This is a genomic window from Hymenobacter ruber (assembly GCF_054783255.1).
Window position 1 is genome coordinate 621,041 of the sequence record NZ_BAAGQX010000004.1, and the last position, 18,405, is coordinate 639,445.

An 18,405-nucleotide genomic window follows, 5' to 3' on the forward strand; every position below is an offset into this window, starting at 1 on the left:
AGCTGGGGTGGTTGTTGGCGTTTGAAGTTGACTGAACGAAGCACGTAACACCGTTCAACGCCCACAACCACCCCCGTTTCAGCTGCGCTGAAACATCCCCTCCTTGGTAAGGAGGGGAGTTAAGCTGTTACCGCTGCCGGCTCAGCTTCGGCCACTTTCGGCTTATGTTTCTTAGCCGTGGCGAAATACGAGTACATCACCGGCACCACAAACAGCGTGAGGCCCGTGGCAAACAGCAGCCCGCCCACCACGCCAATGCCCATGGCCCGGCGGCCCAGTGCGCCCGCCCCCTGCGCCATCGCAATGGGCAGAATGCCAAGCACGGCGCACAGGCTGGTCATGAGAATGGGCCGGAAACGAGCGGCTGAGCCTTCAATCAGACCAGTCATGTAATCGGCGCCTTTCTCCACACTTTGGTTGGCGAATTCTACGATGAGAATACCATTTTTCGTCACCAAGCCCACCAGCATGATGATGCCAATTTGCGAGAACAGGTTCATGGTTTGGTTGAAATACCACAGGCTGAACAATGCGCCCGAAAGGGCCAGCGGCACCGTCACCATGATGATGCCGGGGTCGCGGAAGCTCTCGAACTGCGCGGCCAGAATCAGGTAAATGAGCACCAGCGCCAGCCCGAAGGCGAACAGCACCGACGACGAGCTTTCGGCAAAGTCGCGCGACTGGCCCGAAAGCGAGGTGGAGAACGAGTCGTCCAGCTGCTTATCGGCAATGGCCTGCATAGCGGCGATGCCTTCGCCCAGCGTCTTGCCCTTGGCGAGCGAGGCCGAGAACGTGGCCGCGTTGTAGCGGTTGAAGCGGTAGAGCTGGGGCGGCGTGCTCTTTTCTTCGAGCCGAATCACGTTGTCGAGCTGCACGAGCTTGCCGCTGCGGTTTTTCACGTTCAGGGTGCGCACGTCGAGGGGCTGGTTGCGGTCTTCGCGGGCCACCTGGCCGATAATCTGATACTGCTTGCCGTTGCGGATAAAGTAGCCGTAGCGTTGCCCGCTGAGACCCGCCTGCAGGGTCTGGCTGATGTCCTGCACGCTCACGCCCAGGCTTTGGGCCTTCTCGCGGTCAATCACCACGCGCAGCTCGGGCTTGTTGAACTTCAGGTTCACGTCCACGAAGCTGAAGGTTTTATCAGCTAGGGCGGCTTCCAGAAATTTCGGTACAGCGGCGGTGAGCTTCTCAAAATCCTGGGTTTGCACCACGAACTGCACCGGCAGGCCGCCGCCTTTGCCGCCCCCGCCGGAGCTAATGCTCTGGTCCTGAGCCACCGATACGCGGGCGCCGGTGTATTTCTTCACGCTGGCCGTGAGGATATCGGCTAGCTGCTGCTGCGAGTGCGGCCTGTCGGTAGGGTCCTTTAGCAGCACGCGGGCAATGGCCGAGTTGGCCGCGCCGCCGCTGCTGCCGCCGCCGGGCGAGGTCACGGTCAGGATGTTGTCGGCGTCCTCCCGCGAGCTGTCCTGCAGCACCTTGGTCAACTGGTTGATGTAGTCGTCCATATACTCGAACGACGCTCCTTCCGGAGCCGTGGCGTTGATGCTGAGACGGTTGCGGTCTTCCACCGGGGCCAGCTCGGTGGGCAGGGTTTTCATGAAAAACCAAATACCCACGCCCGTGAGCGCCACCAGGCCCCAAGCCAGCCAGCGACGGTCGAGGAAGGCGATGAGGGCGTTGCGGTAGCCGTTGGTGAGGCTCTGGAAGAAGGGCTCGGTCTTGCGGTACAGCCAGTTGTGACCGCCTTCGCGCTTCAGCAGCTTCGAGCACATCATGGGCGTGAGCGTGAGCGACACGAAGGCCGAAATCAGCACCGAACCGGCCAGCACGATGCCGAACTCGCGGAACAGCTTGCCCGTGATGCCCGACAGAAACACCACCGGCAGAAACACCGCCGCCAGCACAATGGTGGTGGAAATTACGGCCATCAGAATTTCTTCCGAGCCGTTTTTAGCCGCTTCGAGCGGGGTTTCTCCCTCCTCAATTCGGCTGTAAATATTTTCCAGCACCACAATGGCATCATCGACCACCAGGCTGATGGCCAGCACGATGGCCAGCAAAGTCAGCACGTTGATGGTGAATCCCATCACGTCCATCACGAAGAAAATGCCAATCAGCGAAACCGGGATGGCCACCACCGGGATGATGGTGGAGCGCCAGTCGCGCAAAAACAGGAAAATCACGACGACCACCAGCACGAAGGCCTCAATAATGGTGTCCTCCACCTCCGCAATCGAGGCCCGAATGAATACGGAGTTGTCAAAACCAGTGCTGACCTTCAGGTCTTTAGGCAAGTCGTTCTGGTATTGCTTCATCCGCTTGTTAAACTCGTCGGTGATGGCAATCTGGTTCACGCCGGGCTGCGGAATGGCCATCACGGCCACCATCGGAATGCCGTTGCGGCGCAGGATGGTCTGGTCATTTTCAGGGTACAGCTCGGCGTAGCCCACATCCGTCAGGCGCACCAGCGAGGTAGGGTCGTTGCGGATAATCAGGTTGTTAAAGTCCTCCACCGAGGCCAGGCGGCCCATGGTGCGGAGCGAGAGCTGTGTGCTCTGGCCCTGCACCGCGCCGCTGGGGAGCTCCACGTTTTCGCGGGCCAGGGCCTGCTGCACGTCCACGGGCGAGATGCCGAGGGCAGCCATTTTCACGGGGTCGAGCCAGAGGCGCATCGAGTATTTGCGTTCGCCCCAGACTCGGATTTCGCTCACGCCGGGAATAGTCTGCAGGCGCTCCTTGAGCACGTTGTTGGCGTAGTCGGTCAGCTCCAGCAGGGTGCGCGAGGAACTGCTCAGGTAGCTGAGGATGATAGGGGAGGAGTCGGCGTTGGCCTTGCTCACGGTGGGCGGGTCCACGTCGCGCGGCAGGCGGCCCTGGGCGCTCGATACCTTGTCGCGCACGTCGTTGGCGGCGGCCTCCAGGTCCACGCCAAGGTCAAACTCGACCGTAATGGTAGATGCCCCGTCGCGGCTGGTGCTCGACAGGTTCCGAATGCCCGCGATGCCGTTGATGCCTTCTTCCAGCGGCTCGGTTATCTGGCTTTGAATCACATCGGCCGAGGCCCCGGTGTAGCTGGTCTGCACCGTAATGATGGGCGGGTCGACGCTCGGGTACTCGCGGATGGCGAGCGAGCGGAAGCCGATGGCACCGAAAATCACAATGAGCAGGCTCATCACGATGGCAAGCACCGGCCGGTTGATACTGACGGAGGAAAGGCTCATTTTTTAATCTGGACTGTTTAGAAAGTGTTTTTTCGCTTGTCATCCTGAGCGCAGCGAAGGACCTTATCGCATTTGCTTAGTTTGATTACTGCAAATCGTTCAGCGGTGATAAGGTCCTTCGCTGCGCTCAGGATGACAGGCGGCCACTAATAAATCCTTACTTCTGAACACTCACCCGGTCACCGGCTTTCACCGACAGAATACCGGTGCGGATAATGGTATCGCCCACGGCCAGGCCCTTGGTAATCTGAATAACCTTGTCCGAGCGCACGCCGATATTCACGGGCTGGATGGCGGCCTTGCCGTTCTTCACCGTGAACACGGTGTAGCCGCTGGCCACCGGCACCACGGCCTCGGTCGGAATTTGCAGAGCCTCAGCGGTTTCGCCCAGCTCCAGGTTCACTTTTACGAAGCCGCCGGGGCGCAGCTCCATGTTTTTGTTGGCATAGATGGCCCGCACCGGCAGCGTGCGCGATACCGGGTCAATCTGCGGGTTGATGGCATACACTTTGGCTTCGATTTTCTGGGTTGTGGCCTCGTCCGTTACCAGCACCGGGTCGCCCACCCGCACCGATTGGGCGAAGCGGCTTGGTACGTTGAAGTCGACCTTCACCGGCTGTACCCGCGAGAGCGTGGTGATGGCCGTGCCCGGCGACACATATGCCCCCACCGAGGTATTGCGCAGCCCCAGAATACCATCGAATGGTGCCCGCACGTAAGCTTTTTGCAGCGTCACACGCAGGGCGGCGAGGTCGGCCTGGGCCGTAAGCAGGGCGTTTTGCGACTGCTCATATTCCTGCCGGCTAATGTACTCCTTGGCTAGGAGGGTGCGCTGGCGCTTCTCCTGGTCCTGGTAAAGCTTGATGTTGTATTCCTGCTTTTGCAGCTGGGCCTGCACGTCTGCCGCATTGATGGTGAACAGCAGCTGGCCCTTGCGTACCGGCTTGCCTTCCTGAATATTGAGGCTGGTAATCTTGCCCGAAATCTCGCTCTGGATGGTTACCGACTCGTCGGCGATGATGGAGCCGGTGGCGGCCACCTGGTCGGAGAGGCGCGTGGCGGCTACCACATACACCTGCACCGGTACTTTGGCCCCGGGGCCGCCCGCTCCACCCTTGCCGCCTTTGGCTCCGGCCGCACCGCCTTTGCCGCCGCCCTTTTCGCCGGCCGTGGGGCTGGGGAAATACTTCATTTTGGCCCAGGCCATGCCGCCGATAATGAGGGCTGCTATCAACCAGCCCAACCAGCCGCGCTTGCCCGAGGGGGCGGGGCGGGGGGCGGGCTCAGGAGCCGGGGCCTGCGGGGGCGTGGTGGTAGTGGTATCCCAGGTTTTGGGCGGGGCAGCGGTGTTGGTTTCCAATGGCATAGTAAGCAAGAACGTGCGGCGATGGGTAGATGTTCGGGGACGGTCAATGACCTGAAATCAACCCGTTAGGCGTTCACTTAGCGGGTGTGCCCCGGCCGCCCCGAAAGGACATAGTGCAAATTTCGGCCAAAAGGTTGCTTTGCTGCCCTATAAATAGACGTAGCCCAGCATCACCCTGACCGAAACTATCTTCGTCCCGATGAAGCCAACCGCCCCCGCCGTGCCCGAGCCGCGCAATTTTTTCCAGGACGTGCACGAAGTGGTGCGCCTCATTCCGGCCGGCCGCGTGAGCACCTACGGCACCATTGCCCACTACCTCGGCGCGCGCCACGGGGCCCGCACCGTGGGCTATGCCATGATGGCCGCCCACACCGCCGACCAGTACGTGCCCGCCCACCGCGTGGTCAACCGCCTGGGCCACCTCACCGGACGCATGCACTTCGCCACGCCCACCGCCATGCAGGAAGCCCTGGAAGCCGAAGGCGTGCGCGTGGTGGAAGACCGGGTGGTCGATTTCGATAAGCTGCTCTGGGACCCGGCTGTGGAGCTGGCGTAGCGCCTACCGTCGCGACTTTTCCAGCGCATCTACTTCGGCTTCGCCCTGGCGCGTGGGCATAGCCTGCCAGGGGGTAAGCGCCGTGCCCGACGATACCAGCTTGAGATAGTTAGCGGTGGCCGTATTGGGTACAAAATAAAAGGCCGGGCCGCCGGCCGTGCCCGCGCTCAGGCGCACAGCGTGCACAAAGTGGGGCGAATAAAGCTCCAGGTACTGGCCGGGCCGCAACTGGCCTACCTCGCGGTCATTCATAAAAATGCGCAATGCTTCCGGGCTGCCGCCCAAAGGCCGGTACACGTACATAAACGCTGTGTCGGCTCGCTGAGCCTGGCCGGGCAGCGGGTAGGGGATGGGCTCACCCGAGTGCATATCAAGCGCAAAAACCATGGGCAGGCCGCTGGTGTCTTCGGTGCCATTTGATGTCAAAGCGCCGCCGGTGGCCGGCGTGCGCATGCCCATACCGTTGGCGCGCGGCACGTTGTAGCCCAAGGCGCGCTGGCTGGCCGCCGCCATATCCCGCGGGGCCGGACCCACAAAGGTGAAAAAGCTGCCTTGCCGGTGCAACGGTCGGTAGTGGTTGTGGTAGCGCACGTAGAGCTGCTGCCCATCCGAAAATCCCCAAACTTTGGGCAATGCGGTGTGGCCCCCGTTGAGGTTGCGCACACTGGGCCGAATCAGTACGGTGCCTTCCCAGCCGGCCGTGTGGGCGCGCACCGTATCGAAAGCCAGCGGAATGGCCTCGGGCTGGTTGGCCAAAAATTGCTCGAAGGTGTTGTAGGGGCCGGCCTTTGGCGTAGCCGTTCGCAAAATAGCGGGCTTGGTGGCGGCCGTCGGCTGCTCGGTGGGCAGCTGCGCCAAGGTGCGGGCCGGGCGTTGCGCGGCCTGCGCCCAGTCGGCATCGGCTAGCTGTGCCAGACACTTTTGTAGCAGCAGCGCAACGTGGGGTGCGTGGCGGGCCGTGGTTTCAAGCGCCCGCTCATCAATATGGCTGGCCACAGTGCGCACAAAATGGTAGCCATCGGGCAGGTGGGTGTACACGTCGGCCGATAAATCAGCCGTGGCCGTTTCAGAGAAGGCACGCATGACTTCATTCACCACCAGTTGCCGCACGCACAGCACGGCATCGTGGTCGCCGGGCCGGCGGGGAAGCTGGCGCTGGAGATATACGGTTAGCTCCGGCTCTATTCCTTTTTGGAAAACCACGGCTTGCGGCTGGGTTTGCAGGCCCCGATACACCGTGCCAATGGCGGGCTTGCCGGGCCGGCCGTCCAGTACCTGCTCCACATACACGGCGCGCTCAGGCAGAGCCAGCGTCTGCTTGCTGAGGTCGAGGTAATAAACCTGGGCCAGCGCCGGTCGATTGCAAAGGGCCAATAGCAGCAGGCACAGCCCTTGGCAAAACCAAATAGGCCGAGGCCGGCCATGGAATGAAAGTGAAAAGGACATATGGAAAGGAAGGATAACGCGAAGGAAGCAGTAGAATGCAAACCTAGGGCTCCCGGTGAGTAATCCGAAGTAATGACTCTGCGGAGCGGTGACGGCCCCGGCCGGATTCGGGTCAGGGACGTCCTTTTTTTTCTTCACCAAACCTTTACAGGCGGTACACTACTGTCGACCCCGGCTAATCTGTATATTTGTTGTCCCGGAATGTGCCGGGGAGTATTTAAATAAGTATGAAGCACTTCGTTACTGCTTTTTTAGTCATTCTGTTTACCCTGCCCGCGCTAGCCCAAACCACGTTTTCCATTCGTGGGCGCGTGCTCGATAAGGTGACCGGCGAAACCCTGCCCGGAGCTACCGTGCAAGTTACCGGCAACGGCAAAAGCACCGGCGCCGGGGCCGATGCCGACGGCAGCTACAAAGTAAGCAACCTGCCCGCCGGCACCTACACAGTGCAGGCCAGCTTCATCGGCTACAAGCCGACCACCCAAACGGTCAAAATATCGACCCAAAGCGTGGTGGCCTCCTTTACCCTGGCCTCCGACAACGCCAGCCTCGACGAGGTGCAGGTGGTGGCCAGCCAGGCCCAGGAGCGCGAAACGCCCGTGGCCTTCGCGGCCGTGAACGAGGTGAAACTGCGCGAAACCCTCTCCAACCGCGACCTGCCGATGATTCTCAACGAGACGCCCGGCGTGTATGCCACCCAGGGCGCGGGCGGCGGCACCGGCGACTCGCGCATCAACGTGCGCGGCTTCGACCAGCGCAACGTGGCCGTACTCATCAACGGCGTGCCCGTAAACGACATGGAGAACGGCCAGGTGTACTGGTCAAACTGGGACCTGGGCGACGTGACAAAGTCCCTGCAGGTGCAGCGCGGCCTCTCCGCTTCCAAAATTACCGTCCCTTCGGTAGGTGGCACCATTAACGTGCTTACGAAGGGCTTCGATGACAAACGCTCGGTAGTGGCCCGCGCCGAAACCGGCTCGAACAACTACCAGAAGTACTCACTCATGCTCAGCAGCGGCCAGCTCAAGGGCGACTGGGCCGTGACGGCCTACGGCGCACGCCGCACCCAAGACGGCTGGGTCGACAAGACGTTTGACGATGCCTGGACCTTCTTCGGCACCGTGAGCAAGCGCGTGGGCAAGCACACTTTTTCGCTCACGGGCATGGGCTCGCCCCAGAGCCACGGCCAGCGCATTCCGTTTGGCGAGCGCATTGGGGTGTATTCCAACGAGAAAGCACAGGAACTGGGCGCTACGCCCCAACCTGGCGGCGACAAGGGCTTCAAGTACAACAAGGGCTGGGGCTACCTTGACCGCTACACGCTAGATGGCAGCGGCAACCGTATCAGCCACGGCCAGGAAGTAGTGAACGAGCGGGTAAACTATTTCTTCAAGCCCCAGGTCAACCTCAACCACTTCTGGAATGTAACCGACCGGCTGTTCGTCTCCACCGTATTGTACGCTTCCAAAGGTACGGGCGGCGGCTCCCAGGCGGCCGGCAGCACGTTGTCGGTTGATGCCGCGGGCCAGGACGATTTTCAGCGGGCCTATGACACCAACTACAAAAACGTGGGTACCGACGGCCAGCGTCTGTCCACGCAGTACTTGGTAAACAACGTGAACTCTCACCGTTGGTATGGCTTGGTTTCCGGGTTCGACTACCTGCTCAAACCCAGCCTCACGCTGTCGGCCGGCGTGGATGCCCGTTATTACTACGGCATCCACTACCGCGAAATCCGGGACCTGCTGGGTGGCAATTACGCCTTGGGTTCCGGCTCGGCCATCAACCGCAACGCCGACATTAACACCCGCCTGAAAGTGGGCGACAAGTTCGGTTTCTACAACGATAGCAAAACCGGCTGGCTGGGCGGCTACGGCCAGCTCGAATACAAAACCCCGCTACTTTCCGCGGTAGTTAGCGGCACGGTTTCGCGCATCAGCTACGCCCGCATCGACTACTTCCGCTCCAAGCAGGTGACCGTGGATGGCAAGAGCTACGATGTGCCCTACGGCGCAACTCCCCTGGTGATAAACGGCCAGAGCTACACCAACGCCGACGGCCACTACCTCGAAAATGACTGGGTGAACATCACCGGCTACAGCATCAAAGGCGGAGCCAACTACAACCTGACCGAGCACGATAACCTGTTTGCCAACATTGGCTACAATAGCAAGGTGCCGTTTTATCAATTTGTATTCAACAACAGCGGCCAGAAATTCAACGACATCCGCAACGAAGGCATAACCTCGTTTGAGTTGGGCTACGGCATCAGCTACCCCAGCCTGAAAGTGAGCCTGAATGCCTACTATACCTACTGGGCCAACAAAAGCAGCAACTCCATCAGCGCCAACCCGGCTGGTGGTAGCATCTACAATAACGTGCGCAACGTGGATGCCCGCCACATGGGCATTGAGATGAGCGTGGCCCAGGAAATCAGCCGCCGCCTGCAGCTCAACGCTGCTATCAGCCTCGGCGACTGGCGCTGGGCCGGCAACGGCGTATTGAACCAGACCGACGACAACAACCAGATAATTGGCACCCCCGATACCCCCATCTACCTCAAAGGCGTGCACGTGGGCGATGCCGCCCAGAATCAGTTCCAGATTGGCCTGCGCTACGAGCCGGTGAACAACTTCTACATCCGGCCCTCGTTCCTGCTCTTTACCAAGTATTACGCTGGTTTCGACCCGGTTACTCTCATCAACGAAGCCAGCCGCACCGATACCTACCGCGTGCCTACCTCGCGCAACCTCGACATACATCTTGGCTACGACCTGCCTAAGCGCCTGTTCGGTGACAAAGTTCGCCTGGGTCTCAAAGGCTCCGTGCTCAACGTGCTCAATGAGTTCTATATCACGGACGTACCCGCCAGCACGTCGGCCACCAACCCGTCGCTGCTGCAGGGCTTCTTCAACCGCGGCCGGACCTTCACCGTGGGCCTCTCGGCCACGCTGTAATTCTCACAAGGAATCACTGTTCCTCGCCAACAAAAAACGCGCATCCTGCCAGGCAGGATGCGCGTTTTTTGTTGGCGAGGAACAGTGATTCGAGCTTATCGGCCGGCAGCGGCAGCGGCCAGCACGGCGCTGCGCATTTCCTCGGGCGAGGTGTTTTTGACCAGGTAGCTGTGCGCGCCCTCGGCCAGCACGGTGCTCACCAGCGAGGGGTCGTCGTGCATGGAGATGATGACCACGCGCACCCCCGGGAACTGGGTGCGCAGCAGGCGGGTGGTTTGCAGGCCGTCGAGAATGGGCATTTGCATGTCCATCAGAATCACGTTAGGATTGCTGCCTTGGTCCAGAAGTTCGAGCAGTTCCTGGCCGTTGCCGGCTTCGCATACTACTTCAATGCCCGCGTAGCCGCTGAGCAAGGCCCGTAGGCCTTTTCGGAAGAGGATGTGGTCGTCGACAATGGCCAGGCGCACGGGAATTGCCCCGGTTGGGGAAGCGGAGATGGCGGTCATGAGTTAAGGGAAAAAGAAGGATTTGGCGTGCCTGCCGGCAACAGCGTGACGGGCAGTACAGCCTCGACGCGAGTACCCACGCCAGGCTCAGAATGATAATGCAGCTGGCCGCCCAGCACTGCCACACGGCTGCGCAGGTTGATGAGGCCCATGCCCACGGGCTGGCCGTGGGGGCCGGGGGGCGGCAGCTCTTCCAGGGCCGCGAGGTCGAAACCCTGGCCGTCGTCGGAATAAGTGAGGGTAAGCAGACCGGGCACTGTTGCTACGTGCACCACGATGTGGGCCGCCTCGGCGTGCAGCAGGCCGTTGGTGAGCAACTCCTGAGCAATGCGGTACACCATCAGCTCATGCGGCGGAATGAGCCGGCCCAGCGGGCCTTCCTGCTCCAGACGTACTTCGGGGCCATTGTCGGTGGGCACGGCCTGCACCAGCGCCCGTAGCGCCTGTGCCAGGCCCAGCTGCTGCAGCGTGGCCGGCTGGAGGTTGCGCGAAATGCGGCGCACTTCGGCCACGGCCTGGTCAATAAGCGCGCTGGCCTCGGGCGAGGGCTGGCTGCCGGGCGCATACAGGTGCAGCTTGGCCAAAGCCAGAATGGTGCCCACGCCGTCGTGCAGCTCGGCGGCAATGCGCTGGCGTTCGTCTTCCTGGGCCACCAGGGCGGCGGCTAGTGCCTGCTGCTGGGCCGCCTCCTGCACCTGGGCCAGCTCCTGCTGCTGCCGCAGCTGTCCCCGTTGGTACCGTACCACAAACCACACCAGCCCAAGCACCAGCAGGAGCAAAGTAGGAGTGAGGAGTAACAACGGTAAAAGATTTGTCACGTGAAGGCACCCGGCAGAGTGGGTGCGCAAAAGAAGGAAAAAGGATATCCTTGGTCAGAGGTCCAAGGGCAGCAGGGGGGTAGCGTAGGGCAGACGGTTCAGGTTACGGTGAAAGTTGTGGCAGGCAGTTGTAGGGTATCGCCACGCTTTGGTAGGGGCCAGTTCAGGAAGCAACCAACCGGCTCTCGACGCCGTCAGCTACATTCGAAACCGGCACCCCGGGTGTGGCCCGTAGAAAAGCCAGCGTAAGAAAATAGTTGAATACTAAGGAAGCAAGCGAAAAAGAGAGGGCTGAAAACGTGTCAAAGATTGACCCCTTAAAAAGCGTGACTATTTCAATGCTAAAAGCCGAAACGGTAGTGGCCGAATAAATGAGCTGGCCCACACTCAAAAGCCAGATGGGGTCGCGGCTGAACTTGCGGTTGTCGGTGCGATTTAACCCTTGCTCCAGATACGCCAGCGCAAAACCTGCCAGTAGCGCACATTGCACCACCCGGCTCACCGTTACGGCGCGCGGGAGGCCCAGGACGAAGGATGCCCCTACGATGCCAAGCGCCACCAGCGTGGCCACTGCCAGCATTCGCCGCGTGCGGGGAGCCGTTAGGACCAGCCGGTACACTGCCGCAAGCAGTAACACCTTGGTGACGTTGAACCCGATTAGAAAGGGGAGGTTGTTGTGCAGGTAAATGGCAGATAACCGGGCGCTGAGTGAGAAAAAGGCTGATATGTACACATACAGACTCAGTACTTTAACCGGGGGCGAAAAATTGCGCCGCCGCCACCATACCACCACCATCGGCACCAGAATACTGAATTGCATTACCGTTACCAGCCGAAACACAAATGCGTCAAACTGTTCAAAACTCATGGTATGCAGCGGCCGGTGAAATAAAAATCAGAACTAGCTATTGAGAATGTTGGGTTGGCTGCAACGGTCTGGGCAAGTGCAGGCTTCATCGGCCACGATGCGGTTTTCGCCCAGTTGGTCGTTTTCGTCGCCATCGGCTCCCACAGCTATTAACTGCGGTACGCCGCCGTCCGAACCGTAGTAAAAACGAATGCCCTGGCAGCCTTCCTGGTTGAGAATGTCCGTCAGGATGTCGCGACCAAAAAAATGCGCGATGATTTTCCCCGGGTTCTTTTCGCGAAAGCTCTTGGTCCATTCGCTGGCTTTGCTGGGGTCAATCGCACGGCTTTCGCTTCCATTAAAGGGCATAAAGTGTCGTTTTGAAGAAATTGAAAAAAAAGAAGTTTGTATTGGATGGAGGTGTCAAATATAGCGGTATGCCCGAAGAATGACATCACCACCCGAAAATATTTACCAGCCCCGTCCGGGGCCACCGGGCAGGTGGTCGTGGTCGTCTTCATCGTCGTCGTCGTCCTCCTCTTCCTCCGGGTCGACATCCTCTTCGGTTTCTTCCTCTTCGTCCAGCGTGTCAAACACGCGGTCTAACGAGGCTTCGGCGTGACGTAACTTATGGCGGCACAGACGGATAAGTTCGGCCGAGCGCTCCACGCGCGTGGTGAGGTCGTCCACGTCCACGGCGTCGGTTTCCAAAGCGCGGAGAATGGTTTCAAGCTCCTCGATGGCTTCGCGGTAAGTCATGTATTTCAGTTATCTGTAGAAAAATTTATTGATTGTTGGCTTGGCCGGTTGCGGGCTTAATGGGGCGCTTTGGTGGGGCTGACAGCTCGTGATGAGCAGCCAGCTGGCAGAGGCGCAGTTCGGCGCGGTGCAGCTGGCGCTCCAGGGCCAGCTGCAACTGGTAGCGCTGGCGCAGCAGGGCCTCGCGCCGCCGCTGGTGGTGCCGCCCAAAGCGTCGCAGCAGCAGCCGGCCGCGCTGGCGCAGGCCGCGTTGCTCGCGGGCTAGGGTGCGGCGAGCGGCGCGGGGCAGCTGGTGCCGGAAGCGCCCGAGGCCCGCGGCCAGTTGCCGCAGCTGCTCGCGCGGGGCCAGGGTGGCCTGGTGGGCCCGGGCGCGCAGGGCATCGCGGGCGGCATCGAGCTGGCGGTGGGCGGCGTAGCGGCTTCGGCCGCTGAGTTGGTCGAGGCGGGCGTGGCCCTGGCTGAGCTGGCGGCGGGCCAGGGCCACTACCTGCTCGCCCAGGCCCAACACGGCCGCTTCGAGGCGAGCCAGGCGCTCGACGAGGAAGGCGGCCACGGCGGTGGGCGTTTTCAGGGCGCGGTGGGCGGTGAGGTCCACCAGGGCTTCGTCGCGCTCGTGCCCGATGCCCGTGAGCACCGGCAGCGGAAACGCGCCCACGGCCGCCGCGAGGCCGTATTCATCAAACGCCAATAAATCGGTGCGGCTGCCCCCGCCCCGGATAATCACCACGGCATCAAACTGCCCGCGCCGCGCCCGCACGCCATCCAGCGCCGCCCGGATGCTGGCCGGGGATTCATTGCCCTGCATGATGGCCGGGAACAGCGTGAGCGCAAAGTCATAGGGCGCTTCCTGTAGTTGCTGCACAAAATCCTGAAAGCCCGCCGCCGTGGGCGACGAAATGACGGCCAGTCGTTGCGGGGCCAGCGGCAGTTGCAGTTGCTTCTGGCGTTCCAGCAGGCCCTTTTCTTCCAGTTGGCGCAGGGTCTTGAGGCGGAGCAGGGCCAGCTCGCCCACGGTGTAGCTCGGGTCGATGGCCACCACGTCGAGGCTCAGGCCATACTGCTCGTGAAAGCGCACCTGCACCCGCAGCAGCAGCTTGAGGCCGGTGCGCAGCGGCTGGCCGGTGGCGCGCTCAAACGCGGGGGCCAGTTGCTGGTAGCGCTGGCTCCAGAGCGTGGCGCGGGCCTGGGCCTTCATGGGCATGCCGCGGCTGTCGGTGCCCTGCTCGGTGAGGGTGAGGTAGCAGTGCGCGCCGGCAAAGCGGGGCAGGGTGAGGTCAGAAACTTCGGCCACTACCCAGTAGGAGTCGGCCAGCTGCTGCTGCAGGGCTAGGCGCACGTAGCTCAGTAGCTCGGCCAGGCCCAGGGGGGCAGGGGCAGGCTGGGGGGCTAGTTCGGGACGGCGGTTGTAGAGCGGCATGGGCGCAAGTTACGGGCAGGGGAGGGTGCGACGCGACAATTGGCCGGGCTGCACGCGGACCGTGCTAATATTTCGCCACCTATGCCAATCTTTGCGGCGCGGGTGCAACTGCCTCTTTTGCCTCGCGTCTGTACCTTCACGGCTTCAACTCCCAACCCAACAATTTCCATCTTCATGTTTGCAACTTCTCTTGTGCGCCGGCTGAGTCTGGCCGCCCTCGGCCTGGGCAGTCTGGCTGCTACGGTAGCCGCCGGCCCGCCCACCAAAACCGGTCCCACGCCCCCTCAGAAAGGCGTCGGCATCAACATCGCCAACATCGACCCTTCGGTGAAGCCCTGCGAGGACTTCTTCCACTACGCCTCGGGCAACTGGCTCAAAAACAACCCGATTCCGGCCGCTGAGTCGCGCTGGGGTTCGTTCAACGAACTGGCCAACAACAACAACGCCACGCTGCGCGCCATTCTGGAGCAGGCGGCCAAGAATGCCCCGAAAGCTACTAAAGGCTCGAACGCCCAGAAAGTAGGCGACTTCTACGCCTCGGCTATGGACTCGGCGGCTATCGAAGCCGCCGGCCTGAAATACCTCAAGCCGCACCTCGACCGCATCATGGCCATCAACAGCCTGGCCGACGAGCAGAAATTCCTGGCCGACCCCAAAGCCCACGCCGGCAGCGTGTGGTTTGGCTCGGGCGTGGGGCAGGACGAGAAAATCAGCACCCAGTACGCCGTGTACCTCGGCCAGGGCGGCCTTTCGCTGCCCGACCGCGACTACTACCTGAAGGACGACGCCCGCTCGAAAGCCATTCGCGCCGCCTACCAGACTTACCAGGTCAACATCTTCAAGATGCTGGGCGACGACCAGGCCACGGCCGAGAAAAACGCCGCCGCCGTTACCCGCATCGAAACCCGCCTGGCCAAGGCCAGCAAGAGCCGCGTGGACCTGCGCGACCCCTACGCCAACTACAACAAAATGACGGTGGCCGACGCCAGCGCCGCTTACCCCAACCTGGCCCTGCCCATGCTGCTGAAGGACGGCGGCCTGGGCGCGGCCAAGGAAGTGATTGTGGGCCAGCCCGATTTCCTGAAGGAAGTGAGCGTGATGCTGAAGGACGAGCCCTTGGCCGACCAGAAGCAGTACCTGCGCTGGCACCTGGTGAGCAGCTCCACCGCCGCCCTGCCCAAGGCCTACGGCGACGAAGCCTTCAAGTACCAGCAGGTGCTGAGCGGGGCCAAAAAGCAGCAGCCCCGCTGGAAGCGCATGCTGGGCTCGACGGACCGCGCCCTGGGCGAGGCTTTCGGCCAGCTCTACGTGGACAAGGCGTTTTCGCCCGCTGCCAAGGCCCGCGCCAAGCAGATGATTGAAAACCTGCGCGTGGCCTACGCCGAGCGCATTCAGGCCACTGATTGGATGAGCGCCGCCACCAAAAAGGAGGCCCTGACCAAGCTAAACGCCTTCACCGTAAAAATCGGCTACCCCGACAAGTGGAAGGACTATTCGAAGCTGAACATCAGCCGCGAAAGCTACCTCAACAACCTGTTTGCCGCTCAGGAGTGGGCCAACCAGGAGGAAATCAGCAAGTTTGGCAAGCCTATTGACCGCACCGAGTGGGGCATGACCCCGCCCACGGTGAACGCCTACTACAACCCGCCGATGAACGAGATTGTGTTCCCGGCCGGCATTCTGCAGCCGCCCTTCTTCGACGCCAAGGCCGACGACGCGGTGAACTACGGCGGCATCGGCGCCGTGATTGGCCACGAAATGACCCACGGCTTCGACGACCAGGGCCGCCAGTACGACGCCAAAGGCAATTTGAAAGACTGGTGGACCAAAGAAGACGCCGACAAGTTCAACGCTAAAGCGGCCATCGTAGGCAAGCAGTTCGATGCCTTCACGCCGCTGGATTCGGTACACGTGAACGGCAAGCTGACCATGGGCGAGAACCTGGCCGACCTCGGCGGCCTCACCATCGCCTACCAGGCATTTGAGAAGACGGCGCAGGCCAAAGGCGGCCAGAAAATCGACGGCTTCACGCCCGAGCAGCGCTTCTTCCTCGCCTACGGCCAGATTTGGCGCACCAACACGCGCGACGAGTACATCCGCCAGCAGGTGCAGACCGACCCGCACTCGCCCGCCATGTACCGCACCAACGGCCCGCTGATGAACATGCCCGAGTTCTACAAAGCCTTCGGCTGCCAGGACGGCAACAAGATGATGCGCCCCACGGCCGAACGCTCCAAAATCTGGTAGTCCGGTTGGTTTAAGCGAAAACCTTAGAACGTCATGCTGAGCAAAGTCGAAGCATCGCTACCGCAAGAGTAAAATTGTTTACTTGCGCAGTGGAGATGCTTCGGCAAGCTCAGCATGACGTTCTTTTTTGTTTCTAATCTTTTTCTTCCCAATCAATTATGTCTAACCATTCCTTTGCCGGCCGCGTGGCGCTGTCGGCGGCGGTACTGGCCTTGGCCGCCGGCGCGGCGCAGGCCCAGACCAAAATCAAAACCAAGAGCAGCAGCGACGGCAAGCAGAAGACCACCGTGCCGGCCACTGTGGGCCAAACGGGCACCGGCATTTCGCTGGCCAACATGGACAAGTCGGTGTCGCCCTGCGACAACTTCTTCCAGTTTGCTTCGGGTACCTGGCTGAAAAACAACCCCATCCCGGCCGCTGAAACCCGTTGGGGCGCTTTCAACGAGCTGGCCGACCACAACCAGGCCATCGAGCGCCGGATTCTGGAAAAAGCCGCTAACGACCGGATGGCCAAGCCCGGCACCAACCTCCAGAAAGTGGGCGACTTCTACGCCGCCGCCATGGATTCGATGGGCATCGAGAAAGCCGGCCTGAAGTATCTGCAGCCGCGCCTCAACCAGATTGCGGCCATCAACGACCTGCCCACCATGCAGCATTACCTGGCCGACCCCCGCTCGTTCGGGACCGGCTGGTACGGCTTCGGCGTGAGCCAGGACAGCAAAAACAGCACGCAATACGCCGTGCGCATGGGCCAGGGCGGCCTCACGCTGCCCGACCGCGACTACTACCTGAAGGACGATGCGCGCTCGAAAGCCATTCGCGCCGCCTACCAGACCTATCAGGTGAACGTGTTTAAGATGCTGGGCGACGACCAGGCCACGGCCGAGAAAAATGCCGCCGCCGTCACCCGCATCGAAACCCGCCTCGCCAAAGCATCCCGCAGCCGCGTGGCCCTGCGCGAGCGCGAGAAGAACTACAACAAGATGACGGTGGAGCAGGCCACGGCCGACTACCCGAACCTAAACATCCCGCTGCTGCTCAAGGACAGCGGGTTGAACAACGTGAAGGAAATCATCGTGGGCCAGCCCGAGTTCCTGACCGAGGTGAGCACCATGTTCAAGGAAGAGCCGTTGGCCGACCAGAAGCAGTATCTGCGCTGGCACTTGGTGAGCGGCGTGACCTCGGCCCTGCCCAAAGCTTACGGCGACGAAGCCTTTAAATTCAGCCAGGTGCTTACGGGCGCCAAGCAGCAGCAGCCCCGCTGGAAGCGCGCCCTCCGCGCCACCGACGGTGCGTTGGGCGAGGCTTTTGGCCAGCTGTATGTTGACGAAGCCTTTAGCCCCGCCGCCAAGGCCCGCGCCAAGGTGATGGTGGAAAACCTGCGCCAGGCCTACGCCGAGCGCATTCAGGCCACCGAGTGGATGAGCGCCGCCACCAAAGCCGAGGCGTTGAAAAAGCTCAACGCCTTCGCCGTGAAAATCGGCTACCCCGACAAATGGAAGGATTATTCGGCGCTGAAAATCTCGCGCGAAAGCGCGCTCAATAACCTGTTTGCCACGGCCGAATGGGCTTCGAAAGACAACCTGAGCAAGTTTGGCAAGCCGATTGACCGCACCGAGTGGGGCATGACCCCGCCCACGGTGAATGCTTACTACAACTCCAGCATGAACGAAATTGTGTTTCCGGCCGGCATTCTGCAGCCCCCGTTCTACGACCCCAAGGCGGATGACGCGGTGAACTACGGCGGCATTGGCGCGGTCATTGGCCACGAAATGACCCACGGCTTCGACGACCAGGGCCGCAAGTCGGACGCCAGCGGCAACCTGCGCGACTGGTGGACCAAGGAAGACGGCGAAAAATTCATGGCCAAAGCGGCCGTGGTGGGCAAGCAGTTCGATGCCTTCTCGCCGCTCGACTCGGTGCACGTGAACGGCAACCTGACGATGGGCGAGAACCTGGCCGACCTCGGCGGCCTCACCATCGCGCACCAGGCCTTCCAGAAAACGGCCCAGGCCAAGGCCGGCAAGTCAATTGACGGCTTCACGCCGGAGCAGCGCTTCTTCCTGGGCTACGCCCAAATCTGGCGCTCAAACCAGCGCCCGGAAGCCCTGCGCCAGCAGATTCAGACCGACCCGCACTCGCCCGGCCAGTACCGCACCAACGGCCCGCTGCAGAACATGCCGGAATTCCACGCGGCTTTCGGCTGCAAGGAAGGCGACAAGATGGTGCGCTCGGCTGCCGACCGCGCCAAAATCTGGTAAG

Annotated in this window: 13 protein-coding genes; 4 read left to right on the plus strand and 9 right to left on the minus strand. The window is 61.4% G+C overall.

All coding sequences use genetic code 11. From position 1 onward, the window contains the following. Positions 1–119 precede the first annotated feature (119 nt). A complete protein-coding gene (locus ACYVM5_RS13180) occupies positions 120–3,224 on the minus strand; it encodes an efflux RND transporter permease subunit (RefSeq protein ID WP_460618575.1) in 3,105 nt (1,034 codons plus the stop codon). 157 nt (positions 3,225–3,381) lie between these two features. Next, positions 3,382–4,590 carry an efflux RND transporter periplasmic adaptor subunit gene (locus ACYVM5_RS13185; RefSeq protein WP_460618576.1) on the minus strand — a complete coding sequence of 403 codons (1,209 nt, stop codon included), beginning with the start codon at positions 4,588–4,590 and terminating at the stop codon, positions 3,382–3,384. A gap of 199 nt (positions 4,591–4,789) precedes the next feature. Between ACYVM5_RS13185 and ACYVM5_RS13190 the strand changes: the two genes are divergently transcribed. After that, complete coding sequence (locus tag ACYVM5_RS13190; protein WP_460618577.1) at positions 4,790–5,146, plus strand: MGMT family protein; 357 nt, start codon at positions 4,790–4,792, stop codon at positions 5,144–5,146. 3 nt (positions 5,147–5,149) lie between these two features. Here ACYVM5_RS13190 and ACYVM5_RS13195 read toward each other — a convergent pair whose 3' ends face one another. After that, positions 5,150–6,520 carry a hypothetical protein gene (locus ACYVM5_RS13195; protein WP_460618578.1) on the minus strand — a complete coding sequence of 457 codons (1,371 nt, stop codon included), beginning with the start codon at positions 6,518–6,520 and terminating at the stop codon, positions 5,150–5,152. 299 nt (positions 6,521–6,819) lie between these two features. On the opposite strand from ACYVM5_RS13195, the gene ACYVM5_RS13200 reads away from it, so the two are divergent. Continuing rightward, entirely contained in the window at positions 6,820–9,549 is a 2,730-nt protein-coding gene (locus ACYVM5_RS13200; protein ID WP_460618579.1) for a TonB-dependent receptor, read from the plus strand. Between the two features lie 95 nt (positions 9,550–9,644). Here the strand turns inward: ACYVM5_RS13200 and ACYVM5_RS13205 are convergent, their stop codons facing one another. The 6 genes from ACYVM5_RS13205 to xseA all read right to left on the minus strand — a co-directional run bounded on the left by ACYVM5_RS13205 (position 9,645) and on the right by xseA (position 13,896). Next, entirely contained in the window at positions 9,645–10,055 is a 411-nt protein-coding gene (locus tag ACYVM5_RS13205; protein WP_460618580.1) for a response regulator, read from the minus strand. Beyond that, positions 10,052–10,855, minus strand: a complete 804-nt coding sequence (locus ACYVM5_RS13210; RefSeq protein ID WP_460618581.1) for a sensor histidine kinase — start codon at positions 10,853–10,855, stop codon at positions 10,052–10,054. Before ACYVM5_RS13210 ends, ACYVM5_RS13205 begins: the two co-directional genes overlap by 4 nt. Positions 10,856–11,036: 181 nt before the next feature. Next, positions 11,037–11,741 (minus strand): hypothetical protein, encoded by a 705-nt coding sequence (locus ACYVM5_RS13215; RefSeq protein ID WP_460618582.1) that lies wholly within the window; start codon positions 11,739–11,741, stop codon positions 11,037–11,039. Positions 11,742–11,774: 33 nt separating this feature from the next. Continuing rightward, on the minus strand, positions 11,775–12,089 hold the full coding sequence (locus ACYVM5_RS13220) for a hypothetical protein (RefSeq protein WP_460618583.1): 315 nt from the start codon (positions 12,087–12,089) through the stop codon (positions 11,775–11,777). 102 nt (positions 12,090–12,191) lie between these two features. After that, complete coding sequence (gene xseB / locus ACYVM5_RS13225; RefSeq protein WP_460618584.1) at positions 12,192–12,479, minus strand: exodeoxyribonuclease VII small subunit; 288 nt, start codon at positions 12,477–12,479, stop codon at positions 12,192–12,194. A 25-nt stretch (positions 12,480–12,504) separates the two neighbouring features. Further along, the gene (gene xseA / locus ACYVM5_RS13230) at positions 12,505–13,896 is read right to left on the minus strand and encodes an exodeoxyribonuclease VII large subunit (protein ID WP_460618585.1); all 1,392 of its coding nucleotides are present in this window, start codon (positions 13,894–13,896) and stop codon (positions 12,505–12,507) included. A gap of 174 nt (positions 13,897–14,070) precedes the next feature. Between xseA and ACYVM5_RS13235 the strand changes: the two genes are divergently transcribed. Beyond that, positions 14,071–16,143 (plus strand): M13 family metallopeptidase, encoded by a 2,073-nt coding sequence (locus tag ACYVM5_RS13235; protein WP_460618586.1) that lies wholly within the window; start codon positions 14,071–14,073, stop codon positions 16,141–16,143. 158 nt (positions 16,144–16,301) lie between these two features. Then, positions 16,302–18,404, plus strand: coding sequence for a M13 family metallopeptidase (locus ACYVM5_RS13240; RefSeq protein ID WP_460618587.1), 2,103 nt, complete (start codon positions 16,302–16,304; stop codon positions 18,402–18,404). Position 18,405: the final 1 nt, after the last annotated feature.